Source organism: Polymorphobacter sp. PAMC 29334, from assembly GCF_019431245.1.
GTDB lineage: Bacteria > Pseudomonadota > Alphaproteobacteria > Sphingomonadales > Sphingomonadaceae > Polymorphobacter_B > Polymorphobacter_B megasporae.
Genome location: NZ_CP080243.1, coordinates 2,664,436 through 2,681,178, shown reverse-complemented (window position 1 = coordinate 2,681,178; position 16,743 = coordinate 2,664,436). Strand labels below are relative to the sequence as shown.

Annotated in this window: 18 protein-coding genes; 12 read left to right on the top strand and 6 right to left on the bottom strand. The window is 66.0% G+C overall.

Going from position 1 to position 16,743, the window contains the following annotated elements:
- Positions 1 to 21: 21 nt before the first annotated feature.
- The gene (gene glmU, locus KZX46_RS16440; protein ID WP_219774874.1) at positions 22 to 1,359 is read right to left on the bottom strand and encodes a bifunctional UDP-N-acetylglucosamine diphosphorylase/glucosamine-1-phosphate N-acetyltransferase GlmU; all 1,338 of its coding nucleotides are present in this window, start codon (positions 1,357 to 1,359) and stop codon (positions 22 to 24) included.
- Between the two features lie 57 nt (positions 1,360 to 1,416).
- On the opposite strand from glmU, the gene gph reads away from it, so the two are divergent.
- The 9 genes from gph to KZX46_RS16395 all read left to right on the top strand — a co-directional run bounded on the left by gph (position 1,417) and on the right by KZX46_RS16395 (position 10,560).
- A complete protein-coding gene (gene gph / locus KZX46_RS16435; RefSeq protein ID WP_219774873.1) occupies positions 1,417 to 2,112 on the top strand; it encodes a phosphoglycolate phosphatase in 696 nt (231 codons plus the stop codon).
- 127 nt (positions 2,113 to 2,239) lie between these two features.
- A complete protein-coding gene (locus KZX46_RS16430) occupies positions 2,240 to 3,358 on the top strand; it encodes an ATP-binding protein (RefSeq protein ID WP_219774872.1) in 1,119 nt (372 codons plus the stop codon).
- A gap of 131 nt (positions 3,359 to 3,489) precedes the next feature.
- Positions 3,490 to 4,515, top strand: a complete 1,026-nt coding sequence (locus KZX46_RS16425; RefSeq protein WP_219777054.1) for a substrate-binding domain-containing protein — start codon at positions 3,490 to 3,492, stop codon at positions 4,513 to 4,515.
- A gap of 69 nt (positions 4,516 to 4,584) precedes the next feature.
- Complete coding sequence (pstC, locus tag KZX46_RS16420; RefSeq protein ID WP_219774871.1) at positions 4,585 to 5,988, top strand: phosphate ABC transporter permease subunit PstC; 1,404 nt, start codon at positions 4,585 to 4,587, stop codon at positions 5,986 to 5,988.
- A 1-nt stretch (position 5,989) separates the two neighbouring features.
- On the top strand, positions 5,990 to 7,297 hold the full coding sequence (gene pstA, locus KZX46_RS16415) for a phosphate ABC transporter permease PstA (protein WP_226896000.1): 1,308 nt from the start codon (positions 5,990 to 5,992) through the stop codon (positions 7,295 to 7,297).
- Between the two features lie 7 nt (positions 7,298 to 7,304).
- A complete protein-coding gene (pstB, locus tag KZX46_RS16410) occupies positions 7,305 to 8,108 on the top strand; it encodes a phosphate ABC transporter ATP-binding protein PstB (protein WP_219774870.1) in 804 nt (267 codons plus the stop codon).
- A 17-nt stretch (positions 8,109 to 8,125) separates the two neighbouring features.
- Positions 8,126 to 8,827: a phosphate signaling complex protein PhoU gene (gene phoU, locus KZX46_RS16405; protein ID WP_216707865.1), complete on the top strand. Its 702-nt coding sequence runs from the start codon at positions 8,126 to 8,128 to the stop codon at positions 8,825 to 8,827.
- Between the two features lie 14 nt (positions 8,828 to 8,841).
- On the top strand, positions 8,842 to 9,540 hold the full coding sequence (gene phoB / locus KZX46_RS16400; RefSeq protein WP_216707864.1) for a phosphate regulon transcriptional regulator PhoB: 699 nt from the start codon (positions 8,842 to 8,844) through the stop codon (positions 9,538 to 9,540).
- Positions 9,541 to 9,666: 126 nt separating this feature from the next.
- Positions 9,667 to 10,560 (top strand): SDR family oxidoreductase, encoded by an 894-nt coding sequence (locus KZX46_RS16395; protein WP_219774869.1) that lies wholly within the window; start codon positions 9,667 to 9,669, stop codon positions 10,558 to 10,560.
- A gap of 119 nt (positions 10,561 to 10,679) precedes the next feature.
- Here the strand turns inward: KZX46_RS16395 and KZX46_RS16390 are convergent, their stop codons facing one another.
- Positions 10,680 to 11,318 (bottom strand): hypothetical protein, encoded by a 639-nt coding sequence (locus tag KZX46_RS16390; RefSeq protein ID WP_219774868.1) that lies wholly within the window; start codon positions 11,316 to 11,318, stop codon positions 10,680 to 10,682.
- Between the two features lie 172 nt (positions 11,319 to 11,490).
- Between KZX46_RS16390 and KZX46_RS16385 the strand changes: the two genes are divergently transcribed.
- The gene (locus KZX46_RS16385; RefSeq protein WP_219774867.1) at positions 11,491 to 12,528 is read left to right on the top strand and encodes a hypothetical protein; all 1,038 of its coding nucleotides are present in this window, start codon (positions 11,491 to 11,493) and stop codon (positions 12,526 to 12,528) included.
- Here the strand turns inward: KZX46_RS16385 and KZX46_RS16380 are convergent.
- Complete coding sequence (locus KZX46_RS16380) at positions 12,525 to 12,860, bottom strand: DUF2794 domain-containing protein (protein ID WP_216707860.1); 336 nt, start codon at positions 12,858 to 12,860, stop codon at positions 12,525 to 12,527. The genes KZX46_RS16385 and KZX46_RS16380 overlap by 4 nt on opposite strands.
- Before the next feature lie 5 nt (positions 12,861 to 12,865).
- The gene (gene epsC / locus KZX46_RS16375) at positions 12,866 to 13,567 is read right to left on the bottom strand and encodes a serine O-acetyltransferase EpsC (protein WP_219774866.1); all 702 of its coding nucleotides are present in this window, start codon (positions 13,565 to 13,567) and stop codon (positions 12,866 to 12,868) included.
- Positions 13,568 to 13,736: 169 nt separating this feature from the next.
- Here epsC and KZX46_RS16370 point away from each other — a divergent pair, with 169 nt between their 5' ends.
- A complete protein-coding gene (locus KZX46_RS16370) occupies positions 13,737 to 14,336 on the top strand; it encodes a PRC-barrel domain-containing protein (protein WP_219774865.1) in 600 nt (199 codons plus the stop codon).
- Between the two features lie 66 nt (positions 14,337 to 14,402).
- Here KZX46_RS16370 and KZX46_RS16365 read toward each other — a convergent pair whose 3' ends face one another.
- Positions 14,403 to 14,930: a carboxymuconolactone decarboxylase family protein gene (locus tag KZX46_RS16365; protein WP_216707857.1), complete on the bottom strand. Its 528-nt coding sequence runs from the start codon at positions 14,928 to 14,930 to the stop codon at positions 14,403 to 14,405.
- Between the two features lie 211 nt (positions 14,931 to 15,141).
- Positions 15,142 to 15,696 carry a peroxiredoxin gene (locus KZX46_RS16360; protein ID WP_219774864.1) on the bottom strand — a complete coding sequence of 185 codons (555 nt, stop codon included), beginning with the start codon at positions 15,694 to 15,696 and terminating at the stop codon, positions 15,142 to 15,144.
- 95 nt (positions 15,697 to 15,791) lie between these two features.
- Between KZX46_RS16360 and KZX46_RS16355 the strand changes: the two genes are divergently transcribed.
- Complete coding sequence (locus KZX46_RS16355) at positions 15,792 to 16,724, top strand: hydrogen peroxide-inducible genes activator (protein ID WP_219774863.1); 933 nt, start codon at positions 15,792 to 15,794, stop codon at positions 16,722 to 16,724.
- Positions 16,725 to 16,743: the final 19 nt, after the last annotated feature.

The following is a 16,743-nucleotide window of genomic DNA, read 5'->3' as shown; positions in this document are numbered from 1 at the left end:
CGATGATATCACACCGCGATATCACTTGCCAGCTTTCCGCGCCGTCATCGCCCCGCGGAATCGCGCCGCCCAGCCCGCTTTCGCGACCTGCAGTGGGCGGACCAGCGCGAGGGCGTCGGCGGGGACGTCGGCGGTGATCGTGCTGCCTGCAGCGACGATCGCGCCGGCACCGATCGTCACCGGGGCGACGAGCGCGCTATTCGAGCCAATGAACGCGCCTGCCCCAACGCTCGTGCGATACTTGAAGAAGCCGTCGTAATTGCAGGTGATCGTTCCCGCGCCGATGTTTGCGCCTGCGCCGATGTCAGCGTCGCCGATATAGCTGAGGTGGTTGACCTTGGCCCCTTCGGCGAGCTTCGCCTTCTTGACCTCGACGAAGTTGCCGACCTTCGACTTTGCACCAAGTTGGGCCCCGGGGCGCAGCCGCGCGAACGGACCGACCTCGGCATTCCGGCCGATCGCCGCTCCCTCGATGTGGCTGAAGCCGCGGATCGTTGCGCCCGACGCGATCGTTACGCCGGTGCCGAAAAAGACGTTCGGCTCGATCGTCACGTCGCGGTCGATCGTCGTGTCGTGGGCGAACCAGACGGTGTCGGGGGCGATGAGCGTGACGCCTGCGGCCATCATTGCAACGCGACGCTTCGCCTGCCACGCCGCCTCGACACCCGCGAGTTCGCCGCGCGAATTGACCCCGGCGACCTCGTCGGCGGCGGTCTCGATAATCCGGCTGGGGCGATCGGCGAGGCCGACGATGTCGGGCAAATAATACTCGCCCGCCGCATTGGCGTTGCCGACGCGGGCGAGGAGCGGCCACAGGTCGGCCGAACGCGCCGCCATGAGTCCCGAATTGCACAGGTCGATTGCGCGCTCGGCGTCGCTCGCGTCTTTATACTCGACCATCTTGTCGATGATCCCGGCGGTCGCGACGATCCGGCCATAGGCACCGGGATCGGCCGGACGAAAGCCGAGCACGACCGCGGCGACGTCGGGGGTCAGCGCGTCGAGCATCGCCGCCATCGTCGCGGTTTCGACGAGGGGAACGTCGCCGTACAGGATCAGCACGTCGCCTTCGAAATCGCCGAGCGCGTCGTGCGCCGCACGGACGGCGTCGGCGGTGCCGCGCTGCTCGGCCTGAACCGCGACCGCGACGCCGCTCCCCGCGACCGCCGCCTCGACCTGCTCGCGCCGCGCGCCGACGACGACGACCTTACGCGCCGCGCCGAGGGCCTCGACCGCCGCGAGGAGGTGGAGCAGCATCGGGCGTCCGGCGAGCGGATGAAGCACCTTGTGGAGATCGGACTTCATCCGTGTCCCCTGACCGGCGGCGAGGATAATTGCGGCGATTGGGCGGGTGGACATTTCACGCGAGTGCCACATCGGTCTTGCCTTTTCCAGCGGGCCGAATGACAGCCGGGCATGGCCCGATCGCTTCCCGAAACAGTCGTCTTCGATCTCGACGGGACGCTCGTCGATTCCTCGCCCGATCTCACCGCTGCATTGAATGTCGCGCTCGATGCCGTCGGCCGCCCCGCGGTCGATCCGGTGACGGTGCGGCATCTCGTCGGACACGGTGCGCGCGTGCTGATCGAACGCGGGCTGGCGCTGTCGGGGGGCGGCGGTGAAGATGTTATCGCCCGCGCGCTGCCGGCCTTTCTCGATTATTACCGCGCGCATGTTGCCGATAGTTCGCAACCGTACCCCGGAGCGGAGGCGGCGCTCGACGCGCTGGCGGCGGCGGGCACCACCCTTGCGATCTGCACCAACAAGCCCGTCGCGCTGAGCCGGGCGTTGATCGCCGCACTTGGCTGGAACGGGCGCTTCGCCGCCAACCTCGGGGGCGATTCGCTCGCCGTTCGCAAGCCCGACCCGGCGCACCTGCTCGCGACGATAGCGGCGGCAGGCGGGACCGCGGCGAGCACGATCTACGTCGGCGATACCGCGGTCGACGTCGCCGCGGCGCGCGCGGCCAAAGTGCCGGTGATCGTCGCCGGCTTCGGTTTTGCCGACAAACCGCCCGCACAACTCGGCGGCGACGCGGTCATCGACCATTTCGACGCGCTAATTCCGACGCTCATGCGGTTAAAGGGTACGGTTTCGCACGATGCTTATTAGCATCGTCTTACTCTTTCTCGCGGTCATAGCAGCGATTTTCGATTACCCGGTCGATGCCATTGGCCTTGGCTTCATCGCAACTGTCACATTTCTCGCCTACGCGGATTTCACATCATTCGAGAAAAATGTGAGCCGACCCATTCCATCAAATTCCGCCGACCGCTCCGACGCCGCCACGCGTGCGCTCGTCGGGGTCGATGCGATCGGCGATCCGGCGTTGCTCGTCGGCGGCGACCTGCGGGTGATTTCGGCGAACGCCGCCGCGCGCGGCCTGTTCGGCGAGCGGATCGTCGCCGATGATCTCCGCCTCGTCCTTCGCCACCCCGCCGTGCTCGATGCGGTCCGCGCCGCCCCCTCGGCCGCCGCGCCGATCGAGCGCGAGGTCACCGGGCTCGGCAATAATAACGGCGCCTTTCGCGTCCGCGTCGCGCAAGCGGGGGTCGATGGTCCCGGCGTGCGGCTGTTCCTGACCTTCGTCGACATCACCCAGGCGCGGCTGACCGAGCGGATGCGGGTCGATTTTATCGCCAACGCCAGCCACGAACTGCGGACGCCGGTCACGACCTTGCTCGGCTTCATCGAGACGCTCCAGGGACCGGCGGCGGAGGACGAGCCTGCGCGGCGGCGTTTCCTCGACATCATGGGGCGCGAGGCGGCACGGATGTCGCGGCTGATTGACGACCTGCTGTCGCTCAGCCGGATCGAACTCGACAAGCATCTCCGGCCGCAGACCGCGCTCGATGTCGCGCCGCTGATCGCCGATGTCGGGCGAACGCTGGCGATGCGGCTCGAGGCCGACCAGCGGCGGCTGGCGATCCACGTCGCCGATGGCCTGCCCGCCGTCATCGCCGACCGCGATCAGGTGCTGCAGGTGCTCCACAACCTCGTGTCGAACGCGCTCAAATACGGGCGGACCGGCACGGCGATCACCGTCGACGCCCAACGCGTCGATGCTGGCGGCGGGCGCGAGGCGATGGTCCGCGTCACGGTCGGCGACCGCGGCGAGGGCATCGCGCCTGAGCATTTGCCGCGGCTGACCGAGCGGTTTTATCGGATCGACACCAGCCGCTCGCGGTCGATGGGGGGAACCGGGCTGGGCCTTGCGATCGTCAAGCACATCATCGAACGCCACCGCGGCGGTTTCGAAATCGTCAGCCGTCCCGGCGAGGGCAGCGAGGTGTCGTTCACCCTGCCGCTCGCCTCGACCGAGCTCACTGTAACCAAGGTCGGCGTCACCAAAGTGTAACCAGGCCGTCACAGAAGCCACATGGTCGGTGGTTAGACGCTGCGGGTGGGGGCAGGACGATCGGTCGCAGGGGCCGGATCGTGACATGCGCTGCGGGCGCACGCCCGGCCAATAGGAGACTCGTCTTGTCGATGAAAATCATGCTGGGTGCCGGCGTCGCCGCTCTCGCCCTGACCGCTGGTGCTGACGCGCGCACCCAGATCCGCATGGTCGGATCGACGACGGTTTATCCGTTCGCCAAAGCGGTGGCCGAGCAGTTCGTCCGGACCAACCCCAAGTTCCAGCCCCCGGTCATCGAAGGCACCGGCACCGGCGCGGGCATGAAGCTGTTCTGCGCCGGCGTCGGCGCGCAGTTCCCCGACATCGAGAACGCATCGCGCCGCGTCAAGGCGAGCGAGCTCAAGGGCTGCGCCGCGAACGGCGTCACCGCGATCACTGAAATCCAGGTCGGTCTCGACGGCATCGCCTTCGGCACCTCGAAGAAGTCGCAGGATTTCCCGCTGACCACGACCGACATTTACAAGGCGATCGCTGCGACCCCGTTCGGCAAGCCGAACACCGCCAAGACGTGGCACGACGTCAACGCCAAGCTGCCGAACGTCGCCATGCTCGTCTACGGCCCGTCGTCGATCTCCGGGACGCGTGACGCGCTCGGCGAGCTCATCATGACCGCCGGCTGCAAGTCGAACGCGTCGACCGCCGCGATGGAAAAGACCGACGGCGACAAGTTCAAGCTGATCTGCACCAAGGTCCGTGAAGACGGTCCGTACGTCGAGACCGGCGACAATCCCAACCTCATCGTCCAGAAGCTCGAAGCCAACCCGAACACGATCGGCATCTTCGGCTTCAGCTACGTCGAGGAGAATGGTGACCGCCTCAAGTCGTTCACGGTCAACGGCGTCGCGCCGACCTTCGAGACGATCTCGACCTTCAAGTACGCCGGTTCGCGCCCGCTTTACATGTACATCAAGAACCAGCACGTCCGCGCCGTCCCCGGCATGAAGGAATTCCTCGCCGAGTTCTCGAAGGAGAGCACGTGGGGCAAGGGCGGCTACCTGTCGCGCATCGGCCTGATCCCGGCCCCCGACGCGATCCGCGCCAAGTCGGCCGCAGCCGCTGCCAACCTGACCGTCATCGACGCCTCGACCGTCAAGTAACGTGTGACGCGGTGGCGGGCAGGGGGCCCGCCGCCGCGTCTTTTCTGAGTTAGGGAGGGGTTGGACGCAATGTCGTTGTCGATGATCGCACTGCTCGTCATCGCACTCGGCGTGGTCGCGTTCTTCTTTGCTCGCGCGCGAGCAAATGTGTTCGACACCGGCGAGCTGGCAACCCGCAGCGCGGGCGACCGGCCGCACTCGCGCCCGGTTTATCATGGGTGGTTCGTCGCGCTGTCGGCGGTGATCCCGGCTCTGCTCCTGCTCACAGCATGGAGCTTCATCCAGCCGAAATTGCTCGATGCAACGATCATCGCGTCGCTTCCCGCCGCCGACCAGCCGAAGTCGCAGATCGACAAGGATGCGATCATCGGCGAGGTCAAAGGCCTTGCTTCAGGCGAGCTCGCCGATGCTTTCAATCCGGCGAGCAAGCAGGCGGTCCCGGCGTATCAAGAAAATCAGTCGCGCCTCCAGACCGAGGCGCTGGTCGCGTCGGTCCTGCTTGCGGTCGGCGGTGCGGCATGGGCGTACACGCGCCTCGCCCCGCAATTCCGCGCGCGCAACCGTGTCGAGCGGATTGTCATGGGCATCCTGATCATCGCGTCGTTGATCGCGGTGCTGACGACCTTCGGGATCGTCTTCTCGTTGCTCTTCGAATCGCTGCGCTTCTTCAACATGGTCTCGCCGTTCGAATTCCTCTTCGGCATGCAATGGTCGCCGCAGACCGCGATCCGTGCAGACCAGGCGGGAAGCTCGGGGGCATTCGGCGCGGTGCCTTTGTTCTGGGGAACGATCTTCATCGGCGCGATCATCGCCATGGCGGTCGCGATCCCGCTCGGGCTGATGTCGGCGATCTGGCTGACGCAGTACGCGCCGCCCAAGCTGCGCAGCATCCTCAAGCCGGTCCTCGAAATTCTCGCCGGTGTCCCGACCGTCGTCTACGGCTTCTTCGCCGCACTGACCGTCGCCCCGGCACTCCGCGATTTCGCCTTCGCTGTCGGCATTCCGGGGGCGAGCTCGGAAAGCGCGCTCGCGGCGGGGCTGGTCATGGGCGTGATGATCATTCCGTTCGTGTCGTCGATGGCCGACGATTCGATGGCGGCGGTCCCGCAGGCGATGCGCGACGGCAGCCTCGCGATGGGAGCGACCTCGTCCGAGACGATCAAGCGCGTTTTGGTTCCCGCGGCGCTCCCCGGCATCGTCGGCGGCGTTCTCCTCGCGGTTAGCCGCGCGATCGGCGAGACGATGATCGTCGTCATGGCGGCGGGCCTCGCGGCGAACATGACCGCGAATCCTTTTGCGAGCGTGACGACGGTGACGACGCAGATCGTCACGCTGCTGACCGGCGACCAGGAGTTCGACTCGTCGAAAACGCTCTCGGCGTTCGCGCTCGGGCTGGTGCTGTTCGTCGTGACGCTGATCCTCAACATCGTCGCGCTCCGCGTGGTGAAGAAGTACCGGGAGGCGTACGAATAATATGGCGTCGATAGCCTCTCCGATGGCAACGGTGCCGCGCGGCCTCGCCGCCAAGGCCCCGACCGATTGGTCGAACCCGGCGATGAAGCGGCGCATCCGCGGGCGCTACGCCGCCGAGACCCGCTTCCGCGCGCTCGGCTTCGTCGCGGTCGCCGCGTCGGTGCTGTTCCTCGCCTTCCTGCTCGTCAACATGGCGATCAACGGCATTCCCGGCTTCTTCCGCACCGAGATCAAGCTGGCCATCCCAATCACCGCGGCAAAGCTCAACTTGACGCAGGCGCAACTCGCCGGTCCGGACAAGGAAGCCGCGCTGTCGGCTGCCGACTTCGCCGGGGTCGTCACCGCCGCCGCCGTCACCCGCTTCGGCGACAAGGGTGCCGAATTCGTCTCCGACACTGGCTGGACCGCGCTGCGCGAGGCGGTCACTGCCGACCCGTCGCTCATCGGCAAGACGGTGACCCTATGGGTTCCGGCAGCCGGCAATCTCGACCTCGTCGCCAAGGGCAAGTCGCCATCGGCCGACATCGGGCCGTTCAAGGAAGCTTATGCCCGGCTCGAGACCGACGACGCGACGCGGACGTACTTCAACACCAACTTCCTCAGCGCCGCCGACTCGTCCGACCCGGTCTCGGTCGGCATCTGGGGCGCGTTCAAGGGATCGATGCTGACGATGTTCGTCACGCTCGTCCTCAGCTTCCCGGTCGGCGTGCTGTCGGCGCTGTACCTCGAGGAATATGCGCCGCGAAACTGGTGGACCGACATGATCGAGGTCTCGATCAACAACCTTGCGGCGGTGCCGTCGATCATCTTCGGGCTGCTTGGCCTTGCCGTCTTCCTCGGGACCTTCGGCATGCCGCGCTCGGCCCCGATCGTCGGCGGGTTGACCCTCGCGCTGATGACGATGCCAGTCATCGTCATCGCCGGGCGCAACGCGATCAAGGCGGTCGCGCCGTCGATCCGCGACGCCGCGCTCGGCATCGGTGCGTCGCCGATCCAGGTGGTGTTCCAGCACGTCCTGCCGCTCGCGCTTCCCGGTATTCTGACGGGAACGATCATCGGCATGGCGCGCGCGCTCGGCGAGACCGCGCCGCTGCTGTTGATCGGGATGCGCGCCTTCGTCGGTGCGCCGCCGTCGGGACTGACCCAGCCGGCGACGGTGCTGCCGATGCAGGTCTATCTCTGGTCGAACGAGGTCAACCGCAGCTTCGTCGAAAAGACCAGCGCAGCGATCATCGTTCTCCTGCTCTTCCTTCTGCTGATGAATGGCGTCGCCATCTATCTCCGCAACAAATTCGAGAGGCGCTGGTAGGATGGACATGGATTCACAGACGGTGACCCCGTCGGCGTCGACTGCCGGACCGGTCACGACCAAGATGACTGCGCGCGACGTCAGCGTCTATTACGGCCCGAAGCAGGCGCTCAAGAACGTCTCGATCGACGTCAGCCAGGAGAATGTCACCGCGTTCATCGGGCCTTCGGGGTGCGGCAAGTCGACCTTCCTGCGCTGTCTCAACCGGATGAACGACACCGTCGCCTCGGCGCGGGTCGAGGGCGAGATCAAGCTCGACGGGACCGACATCTACAAGGGGGACATGGACGTCGTGCAGCTCCGCGCGCGCGTCGGCATGGTCTTCCAGAAGCCCAACCCGTTTCCCAAGTCGATCTACGACAATGTTGCCTATGGCCCGGCGATCCACGGCCTCGCGCGTAACAAGGCCGAGATGGACGAAATCGTCGAAGGCTCGCTGCGGCGCGCCGGCCTGTGGGACGAAGCGAAAGACCGGCTCGGCGAGAGCGGCACTGCGATGTCGGGCGGCCAGCAGCAGCGATTGTGCATCGCCCGCGCGATCGCGGTCGATCCCGAGGTCATCCTGATGGACGAGCCGTGCTCGGCACTCGATCCGATCGCGACCGCCAAGATCGAAGAATTGATCGATGAACTTCGCGGCCGCTATGCTATCGTCATCGTTACCCATAATATGCAGCAGGCGGCGCGGGTTAGTCAGAAGACTGCTTTCTTCCACCTCGGCACGATGGTCGAATACGGCGATACGAAGACGATCTTCACCAATCCTTCCGAACCGCGCACCAAGGACTATATCACCGGCTGCTACGGCTGACCGGATAGGGGACGAACATGGCTGACCAGAGCGCACATACCGTCAAGTCGTTCGACGACGAGATCAACCAGTTACGGTCGATCGTCGGCCAGATGGGCGGACTGTGCGAAGCGCAGATCACCGCCGCGGTCGAGGCATTGATGGCGCGCGATCCCGATGCGGCGATTGCGGTCGTCGAGACCGACAAGCGCATCGACGCGCTCGAAGCCGAAGCCGAGCGGCTGGCGGTGACGATGATCGCGCTGCGCGCGCCGATGGCGAGCGATCTGCGCGAGATCATCGCCGCGCTCAAGATCAGCTCGGTTCTCGAGCGCATCGGCGATTATGCCAAGAACATCGCCAAGCGGGCGTCGACGCTGACTGCGACGTCGCAGATCGAACCCGTCATCATCATCCCGCAGATGGCGCGGGTCGTCGTCGAGATGATCAAGGATGCGCTCGACGCGTTCGTCGATCGCGACGCCGACAAGGCGCTCGCCGTCGTCCAGCGCGACGCCACGGTCGACGATTTCTACAACAGCCTGTTCCGCTCGCTGCTGACGTTCATGATGGAAAACCCGCATCACATCACGCCGTCGGCGCATCTGCTGTTCATCGCCAAGAACCTCGAGCGGATCGGCGATCACGCGACCAATGTCGCTGAAATGGTGTATTTCAGCGCCACCGGCGACTATATCGCCGATCGTAAAAAGACCGACGACACCGCCTACGCAGTCTAAATAGAGTATTGCGCATGAAGCCGAAGATTCTCCTTGTCGAAGACGACGCCAACCTCGTCGAGCTTGTTACGTACAATCTCGAAAAGGAGGGCTTCGACGTCATCCGCACCGGTGACGGCGAGGAAGCGCTCGTTCTCGCCGAGGAGGAGAAGCCCGACCTCGTCATCCTCGACTGGATGATCGCCAACCTGTCGGGGATCGAGGTGTGCCGCCGCCTGCGCCGCGCCCCGGTCACCGCCGGACTGCCGATCGTCATGCTGACCGCACGCGCCGAGGAAGCCGATCGGATCCGCGGCCTCGAAACCGGTGCCGACGATTATATCACCAAGCCGTTTTCCCCCCGCGAATTGATTGCCCGCGTCCGCGCGGTGCTGCGGCGGCTGCGGCCGGCGCTGTCGGGGGGCAACCTCGACTATGCCGGAATCAAGATGGACACGTCGGCTCACCGCGTCACGCGCGACGGCATGGCGATCGCGCTCGGGCCGACCGAATTCCGACTGCTCCGTCATTTTCTCGAGCATCCGGCGCGGGTGTTTAGCCGTGAACAGCTGCTCGACGCGGTCTGGGGTCGCGACGTGTACGTCGAGCAGCGGACCGTCGACGTTCACATCCGGCGGCTGCGCAAGGCGGTTAACGGCGACAATCTGCCCGACGTCATCCGCACCGTTCGTTCGGCGGGCTATGCGCTCGACCTCGAGCCGATCCCGGCCTGAGGCGTTCGATCAATGCCGCGATTGCCGCAGCGCTTCGCCGCTGACCGGATTGTCGTGGCTGCGCCCTTTCCCCGCGCCCCGCGCTAGCCTAGATCGTTGCGGCATTCACAGGGATACCCGCGTCACATGACCATCCGTTTCGACAACCGCGTCGCCATCGTCACCGGCGCCGGGGGCGGCCTTGGCCGTGCCTACGCGCTCGAACTCGCCAAGCGCGGCGCGAAGGTCGTGGTTAACGACCTCGGCGGCGCGCGCGACGGTTCGGGTAGCTCGATCGGAGCGGCGCAGCTTGTCGTCGATGAGATTATTGCCGCCGGCGGCGAGGCGATCGCCAATGGCGCGAGCGTCACCGATGCCGCTGCCGTCGACAAGATGGTCGGCTTCGTCAAGGAGCGCTGGGGCCGGATCGACATCCTGATCAACAACGCCGGGATCCTGCGCGATCGCACCTTCGTCAAGATGAGCCTCGACGACTTCCGCCAGGTCATCGACGTCCACCTGATGGGATCGGTCGTCTGCACCAAGGCGGTGTGGGAGACGATGCGCGAGCAGACCTTCGGCCGCATCCTGATGACGACGTCGTCGACCGGGCTGTACGGAAATTTCGGCCAGGCGAATTACGGCGCGGCCAAACTCGCACTCGTCGGCCTGATGAAGACGCTCAGCCTCGAAGGCGCGAAATACGGGATCAAGGTCAACACGATCGCGCCGGTCGCAGCGACCCGGATGACCGAAGATCTGGTGCCGCCTGAGCTGCTCGCCAAGATGGGGCCCGAGACGGTCGCCCCCGCCGCGCTCTACCTTGTGTCGGACGACGCTCCCGCGAACGCGGTGATCAACGCCGGGGCAGGGGGCTTCGAGCGAGCGTACGTCACGCTGACGCGCGGCATCCATGTCGCTCCCGAGGACATGACTCCCGAGACGATCGCAGCGCGCTTTGCGGAAATCAGCGACCGCATAGGGGAGATTGTCCCGGACACCGGTGCCGCACAGGGGGCGATGGCGCTGGGCGCAGTCTAAGCTGGCGTCAGGCGGGGATCGCGGGGCGGGCAGCGTGACTATTCCCGACGCGTAACGCGCGCGGGGGCCGCCCGCAGTCCCCGGACCGCCGAGAGGGCAGCCCGGGGGAACGATAGTCTTTAGTTCGGCGTGGTGGTCGTCGTCACGGTCGTCTTGTCGGTGACCGTGGCGGGGTGGTGGACGACCTTGCGCTTCGTCGTGTGTGCCGGGGTGACGACCCGCTTGTCGACCGTCGTGACCGTCGTGGTCGCCGGGGCGGGCGGCGGCGGCGGAGCATTGCGCAGCGCGTCGGCCTGCGCATTCGCGGCGGCGGCGGCCTGCGCATTGGCGTCAGCCTGCTGCTGTGCTGTCATGGCCTGCTGCTGTGCGGCATCGGCGCGGTTGTTCGCGGCGGCGGCATTCTGTTGCGCGGCGGCGGCTGCGGCGACGGCGTCGCGGGTTTCGGCGCGCTGTTCGCCGACCTTGCGGTTCTGCGAGACGACGATCGCGCGATCGGCGAGCTCGCTTGCGTGGTGCGCGTCGGTGATTGCCTCTTCCTTGCGGCCGCGGTTCAGCCGGTCCTTCGCCGACTGCAGCGCGTCGCGCGCTTGCGTCTGGAGCAGCGCGGCGTCGCCGTTGGCTCCGGCCTTGTCGCCGGCATCGATCTTGCCCTGGGCTTCGGCAATCGCCTGACGGGCGCGCTCGGCTTCACCGGCATGCGCCGGGAGCGACGACAGCGCGATTACGGCTGAAAAAGTAAGAAGGGCGATACGACGCATTGATTGTCTCCGGTTGTTGAGGATGCGGCAGGAACGACAGCCTAACGACGAGGTTCCGTTCCGCTCCCGGTTCGGGCGGCTTCATCGTCCGGCGTATTTGCCGAGGGTCGGCCTGGCGCGTATCAAGCGAAGGTGACGGCGGGGCGCCGACAGCCAATGCTAGGACGGGCGCATGATGAGTGAAATTGATCTCGACGCGGCGGTCAGGGCGGGCATCCTCGACGCTACGACACGGGAGCGCCTGATCGCTTTTACGAGCGAAAATTCCGCTGCAGCGAGCGTCGATCGCGCCGGACCCGACGAGGAATCATTCCGGCTGCTGACTGGATTCAACGATATTTTCGTCACGATTGCGATCGGCCTGGTCCTGTTCGCGATCTCGAGCCTTGGCGGGCGGATCACCCCGATCCTCGGCTCGGGCCTCGTCGCGGCGGCGGGCTGGGGGCTCGCCGAATATTTTACGCGCATCCGGCGGATGGCGCTGCCGAGCATCGTGTTGCTCCTCGCGTTCGTTGGCGGAGTGTTCGGCACCGTGCTTGCGGTCACGAACGGGGGATCGAGCCTCGGCGTCGAAACGCATGGGTCGCTTGGGGTCGTCGCGGCGGCCGCAGCGGCGGCGATCGCGGCGTATTTGCATTGGCGGCGGTTCATGGTCCCGATCACCGTCGCGGCCGGGGCAGCGGCCGTCGGCGGGACGGTGCTCGCGACGGTTGCCGCGTTGATGCCGGTGTCGCCCGACCTGCTGCTTGTTCTCGTTCTCCTCTCTGGGTTGGCGACCTTCGCGCTGGCGATGTCGTTCGACATGCGCGACCGGGCGCGGGTGACGCGCTGGACCGACGTCGCGTTCTGGCTCCATCTGCTCGCGGCCCCGGCGATCATCCATCCAGTGTTCGCGCTCGCTGGGCTGCTACGTGGCAACCCGGCACCGGGAGCGGCGGTCGCAGTGATTGCGGTCTATGCCGGGCTGACGCTCGTCGCGCTGGCGATCGACCGGCGCGCGCTGCTCGTCTCGGCGCTGGCGTATGTCGTCTATGCGATCCAGTCGCTCGTCGTCAGCGGCGGTGCTCTCGATATGTCATTCGCGCTGACCGCGCTCGTCCTTGGCAGCTTCCTCGTACTGCTATCGGCAGCATGGCGGCCGATCCGGGCACGGGTGCTGGCGATGCTCCCGGCGAGCCTGACCGCGCGACTGCCGGTGGTGACGGTCTAGTCGACCAGCTTGACGAGCTTGCGTTCGAGCGGCGCGAGGATGGAGCTGAGTTCGTGGCCGCGCTTGAGCACCGCCCCGGCCTCGCCGATCAATGCATACATCCCTTGTTTCGTCCGCAACGCCGGAGCCTTGACGACCTGGATTTCAGGACGCTCGGCAGCGCGGCGAAAGGCGGAGAAGACCGCAGTGTCGCGGCCCAGCTCGACCGCATAGTCGCGCCAGAATCCTGCCGCGACCATCCGTCCATAGACGCCGAGGATCGCGTTCAATTCGTGGCGGTCGAACACCGTCTGCCGTGCCGCCGGGACGGGCAGGGGGACGACGTTCGACAAGCCGGTCAGCCCTGGTTCTGCCGCGTCATCGCGTCGGCGGCGTCGACACCGGCTTCATGCGGTGCCAGCGCGTCGAGCCGGGCACGAAGGGTTTCGACCTCGCACCGCAGGATTTCGAGCTTCTGCGTTTCCGGGTCGAACCGCTGGCTACACGGCGTACCATACGGAACGAACTTCCGCGCATAGTCGCCGGCGTCGACGAGCGTCGATTTCGCCGGGATGCCGACCATCGTCGCGCCTTCGGGCACGTCGCGGGTGACGACGGCGTTCGCGCCGATCCGTGCACGCGTGCCGACGAGGATCGGGCCGAGGACCTGCGCGCCCGAACCGATGATGACGCCGTCGGCGATCGTCGGATGGCGCTTGCCGGGAATGCCGTTCGCGGGGTCGGTGCCGCCGAGGGTGACGCACTGGTAGATCGTCACGCCGTCACCGATCTCGGCGGTCTCGCCGATGACGACGAAGCCGTGGTCGATGAAGAATTCGCGTCCGATCTTCGCGCCCGGATGGATGTCGATCGCGGTGAGGAAGCGCCCGGTATGATTGACGACCCGCGCAAGCAGGAACAGCCGCGCATTGTACAGCGCATGCGCGATACGGTGGAAGCCGAGCGCCCAGACACCGGGGTACAGCATCACTTCCCAGCGTGAGCGGGCGGCGGGGTCGCGCGCCTTGACGGCGTCGAGATAGGCGAACAGCGCGGTCATTTGGGTCTCCCGGGGTTTTCCCCGTTTTCGAGCAACGCTCATAACCCGCCGCGGGGTGCAACGCCAGCCCGCCGCCAAACGCGTTTTCCGTGCGACGAATTGCCGGAACGCCGATGGCTCGCACCCGTTGATGGCAGCCCCAGCAGGGCTTCCCGCAGAGGAGGATCCGATGACCACCGACAATCCGTACGCCGCGACGACCGGCACCCGCAGCCCCGAATACAACGACGGGCTCACCGTCCAGGACACGACCCACTCGGCGGCTCCTGCCGGTATCCCGACGAGCGCCGCTGCCGACAGCGACACGCTCCGTACCGACGAGACGCACGACCTGATCTCGGCCGACAAGGTCGTCGGGACGGCGGTGTACGACGCCAGCGGCGAACGCCTCGGCACGGTCGATTCGATCATGCTCGGCAAGACGTCGGGCAAGGTTGCCTATGCCGTGATGTCGTTCGGCGGTTTTCTCGGCATCGGCGAGCGCTATCACCCGCTGCCGTGGAACGTGCTGACGTACGACGAGGCCAAGGGCGGATATAACATCCAGCACACCGCCGATGACCTGCGCGATGCGCCAAACTATAGCCGGGACGAGGTCGATACGCTCGATTACGGTCAGCGCAGCGGCGAGATCGACGATTATTATGGCGTCAACATTCCGCACGGCCGCGCGGCGGGCGTTGAGACTGCCGATGCAATCGGGTCGACCACCGGTGCCGGATCGAGCGGCATGGCGTCGACCGGAATGGGCGCGAACCGCAACTTCTGATCGCTGCGACCGATCGCAGCGTGAATGACAATGGAGGCGGCCCTGACCCGGGCCGCCTCTTTTCGTTCAGGCTTGCGGGAGCGCCTGGAGCGACCGTGCGATCGCATGGATCACCGCCGCGATGCGCACCGCAGTCTGGATCGTGTCGATCGACATGCCCGCCGCAAGCAGCACCTTTTCATGCGCGTCGATGCACATGCCGCAGCCGTTGACCGCCGAGACCGCGAGGCTGAACAGCTCGAAGTCGGCCTTGTCGATGCCGGGGGCGCCGATGACGTTCATCCGCAGCTTTGCCGGACGCGTCGAATATTCCTTGTTCGCCGCAAGATGGATGAAGCGGTAGTAGATGTTGTTCATCGCCATGATCGACGCGGCGGCCTTGGCGGCGGTCATGCCGGCTTCGGTCAGTTTCGCTGCGGCGTCGGCCTCGGCCTCGACGATCAGCGGGCGGTACGACGCGGCGTGGGCACACGCGACGATGCAGCCATATTTCTGCTGATCGGTCAGGCCCTGCTCGGTAAGCAGCGACGACAGGTTGAGCCGAAGATCCTTGGCATAGTCGGGGAGTGTGCGGGCGAGGTCGTTGAGGGACATGGGAAATCCTACGTCATCTTGTTTCCCTCCCCCCTCGAGGGGGAGGGACGGTTGCCGCTTGGCGACCAGGGTGAGGGTGGATGGGGGAGAGGAGCATAAGGCGGGACGTGCCGCACTTAGCCCTCACCCTGGCGCAAGAGCGCCGTCCCTCTCCCTCAAGGGGAGAGGGAAGAGGCGTATCCCTCTCCCAGTTGGAAGAGGGACTTGGGGCTTACGCCGCTTCGGCCATCGGCTGGAGGACGTCGTCGCCTTCCTTCCAGTTGCACGGGCACAGCTCGTCGGTCTGGAGCGCGTCGAGGATGCGCAACGTCTCCGCCGGGTTGCGGCCGACGTTGAGGCCATTGACCGTGATGTGCTGGATCACGCCTTCGGGGTCGACGATGAAGGTCGCCCGCAGCGCGACGCCAGCGTCCTTGTCGAGGATGCCAAGGGCACGGGTCAGCTCGTGCTTGTTGTCGGCGATCCACGGGAAGTCGCACTTGGCGAGGCGCTCGTCGGCCTTGCGCCATGCGAAGTGGACAAAGTCGCTGTCGGTCGAGCCGCCGATCAGAACGGTGTCACGGTCGGCGAAATCTTCGGCGAGATCGCCGTACCCGATGATCTCGGTCGGGCAGATGAAGGTAAAGTCCTTGGGCCAGAAGAACAGGATCTTCCACTTGCCGGGGGCATGGGTCGCGAGATCGATCGTCTCGCCACCGGGAAGGGCGGATATGCCCTGCTGGACCGAGAGGGTAAAATTGGGCAGCTTGTCGCCAACGCTGAGCATGGGATTCTCCTTGGGGATATATCGCCAACCCTAAATGGTGCACTGCACCAAATTTGCCTAACGAATATAATCTCGGCTATTGATCGGCTTTCCCGATGACCTTCCTGCCAACCCTTAAGCAGTTGCAATATCTTGTTGCATTGCACCAAAGCGGTCATTTCGGCCGCGCGGCAGCTGCAACCTTCGTCAGCCAGTCGACGCTATCGGCGGGTCTGCGGGAACTCGAGACGTTGCTCGGAGTGACGCTGGTCGAGCGGACGCGCCGCGTCGTCCGTTTCACCCCGCTTGGCGAGCGCGTCGTGGCAAAAGCGTATACTGTGCTGCGCGAGGCCGACGAGCTCGCTGAACTCGCGCACTCTGCCTCGAAGCCGCTCGGCGGTGAACTCCGCCTTGGCGTCATCCCGACGATCGCGCCGTTCCTCCTCCCGCGCCTTCTCCCCCGGCTCCGCGAATCCTATCCCGACCTCAAGCTGTTCCTGCGCGAAGAACCGAGCGGCGCGGCGTGCGAGGCGCTCGCGCGCGGACAGCTCGATTGCGTCCTGCTCGCGCTGCCGTGGGGATGCGGCGACGTCGCCACCAAGCGGCTGTTCGACGACCCATTCTACCTTGCCTTCCATCCTGCCGACTATACCGACCCGCCACTCCGCGTCCCGCCTGAGGCGATCGACACCGCGCGGCTGCTGTTGCTCGAGGACGGGCACTGCCTCAAGGATCACGCGCTTGCGGCATGCGGGCGCCCCGACCTACGCGCCGATGCCGCAATCCTTGGCACCTCGCTGCATACGCTCGTCCAGATGGTCGCCAATCGCCTCGGGCTCACGCTCGTGCCGAAAATGGCGATCGACGCCGGAATATTGCTCAACACCCCGGTCATCGCCCGCCCGGTAAAAGGCGAGCACGCGAGCCGCGAGATCGCGCTTGCGTGGCGGTCGAGTTCCCCGCGCGCCGACGAGTTTGCCTTGCTCGCCGACGCCCTCGTTGCTGCCGCGAATGACATCCGCAGCGCGGTGCAAGTCGCAACCGACTGAAGTGCCATGCTGTTTCCGC

Coding starts and splice junctions, on each gene's coding strand:
- pstC (WP_219774871.1), top strand. CDS start 4,585: ATGTCGTTGTCGATGATCGCACTGCTCGTCATCGCACTCGGCGTGGTC.
- KZX46_RS16425 (WP_219777054.1), top strand. CDS start 3,490: ATGAAAATCATGCTGGGTGCCGGCGTCGCCGCTCTCGCCCTGACCGCT.
- phoB (WP_216707864.1), top strand. CDS start 8,842: ATGAAGCCGAAGATTCTCCTTGTCGAAGACGACGCCAACCTCGTCGAG.
- KZX46_RS16390 (WP_219774868.1), bottom strand. CDS start 11,318: ATGCGTCGTATCGCCCTTCTTACTTTTTCAGCCGTAATCGCGCTGTCG.
- phoU (WP_216707865.1), top strand. CDS start 8,126: ATGGCTGACCAGAGCGCACATACCGTCAAGTCGTTCGACGACGAGATC.
- pstB (WP_219774870.1), top strand. CDS start 7,305: ATGGATTCACAGACGGTGACCCCGTCGGCGTCGACTGCCGGACCGGTC.
- KZX46_RS16385 (WP_219774867.1), top strand. CDS start 11,491: ATGATGAGTGAAATTGATCTCGACGCGGCGGTCAGGGCGGGCATCCTC.
- glmU (WP_219774874.1), bottom strand. CDS start 1,359: ATGTCCACCCGCCCAATCGCCGCAATTATCCTCGCCGCCGGTCAGGGG.
- KZX46_RS16355 (WP_219774863.1), top strand. CDS start 15,792: ATGACCTTCCTGCCAACCCTTAAGCAGTTGCAATATCTTGTTGCATTG.
- KZX46_RS16395 (WP_219774869.1), top strand. CDS start 9,667: ATGACCATCCGTTTCGACAACCGCGTCGCCATCGTCACCGGCGCCGGG.
- pstA (WP_226896000.1), top strand. CDS start 5,990: ATGGCGTCGATAGCCTCTCCGATGGCAACGGTGCCGCGCGGCCTCGCC.
- KZX46_RS16370 (WP_219774865.1), top strand. CDS start 13,737: ATGACCACCGACAATCCGTACGCCGCGACGACCGGCACCCGCAGCCCC.
- KZX46_RS16360 (WP_219774864.1), bottom strand. CDS start 15,696: ATGCTCAGCGTTGGCGACAAGCTGCCCAATTTTACCCTCTCGGTCCAG.
- gph (WP_219774873.1), top strand. CDS start 1,417: ATGGCCCGATCGCTTCCCGAAACAGTCGTCTTCGATCTCGACGGGACG.
- epsC (WP_219774866.1), bottom strand. CDS start 13,567: ATGACCGCGCTGTTCGCCTATCTCGACGCCGTCAAGGCGCGCGACCCC.
- KZX46_RS16365 (WP_216707857.1), bottom strand. CDS start 14,930: ATGTCCCTCAACGACCTCGCCCGCACACTCCCCGACTATGCCAAGGAT.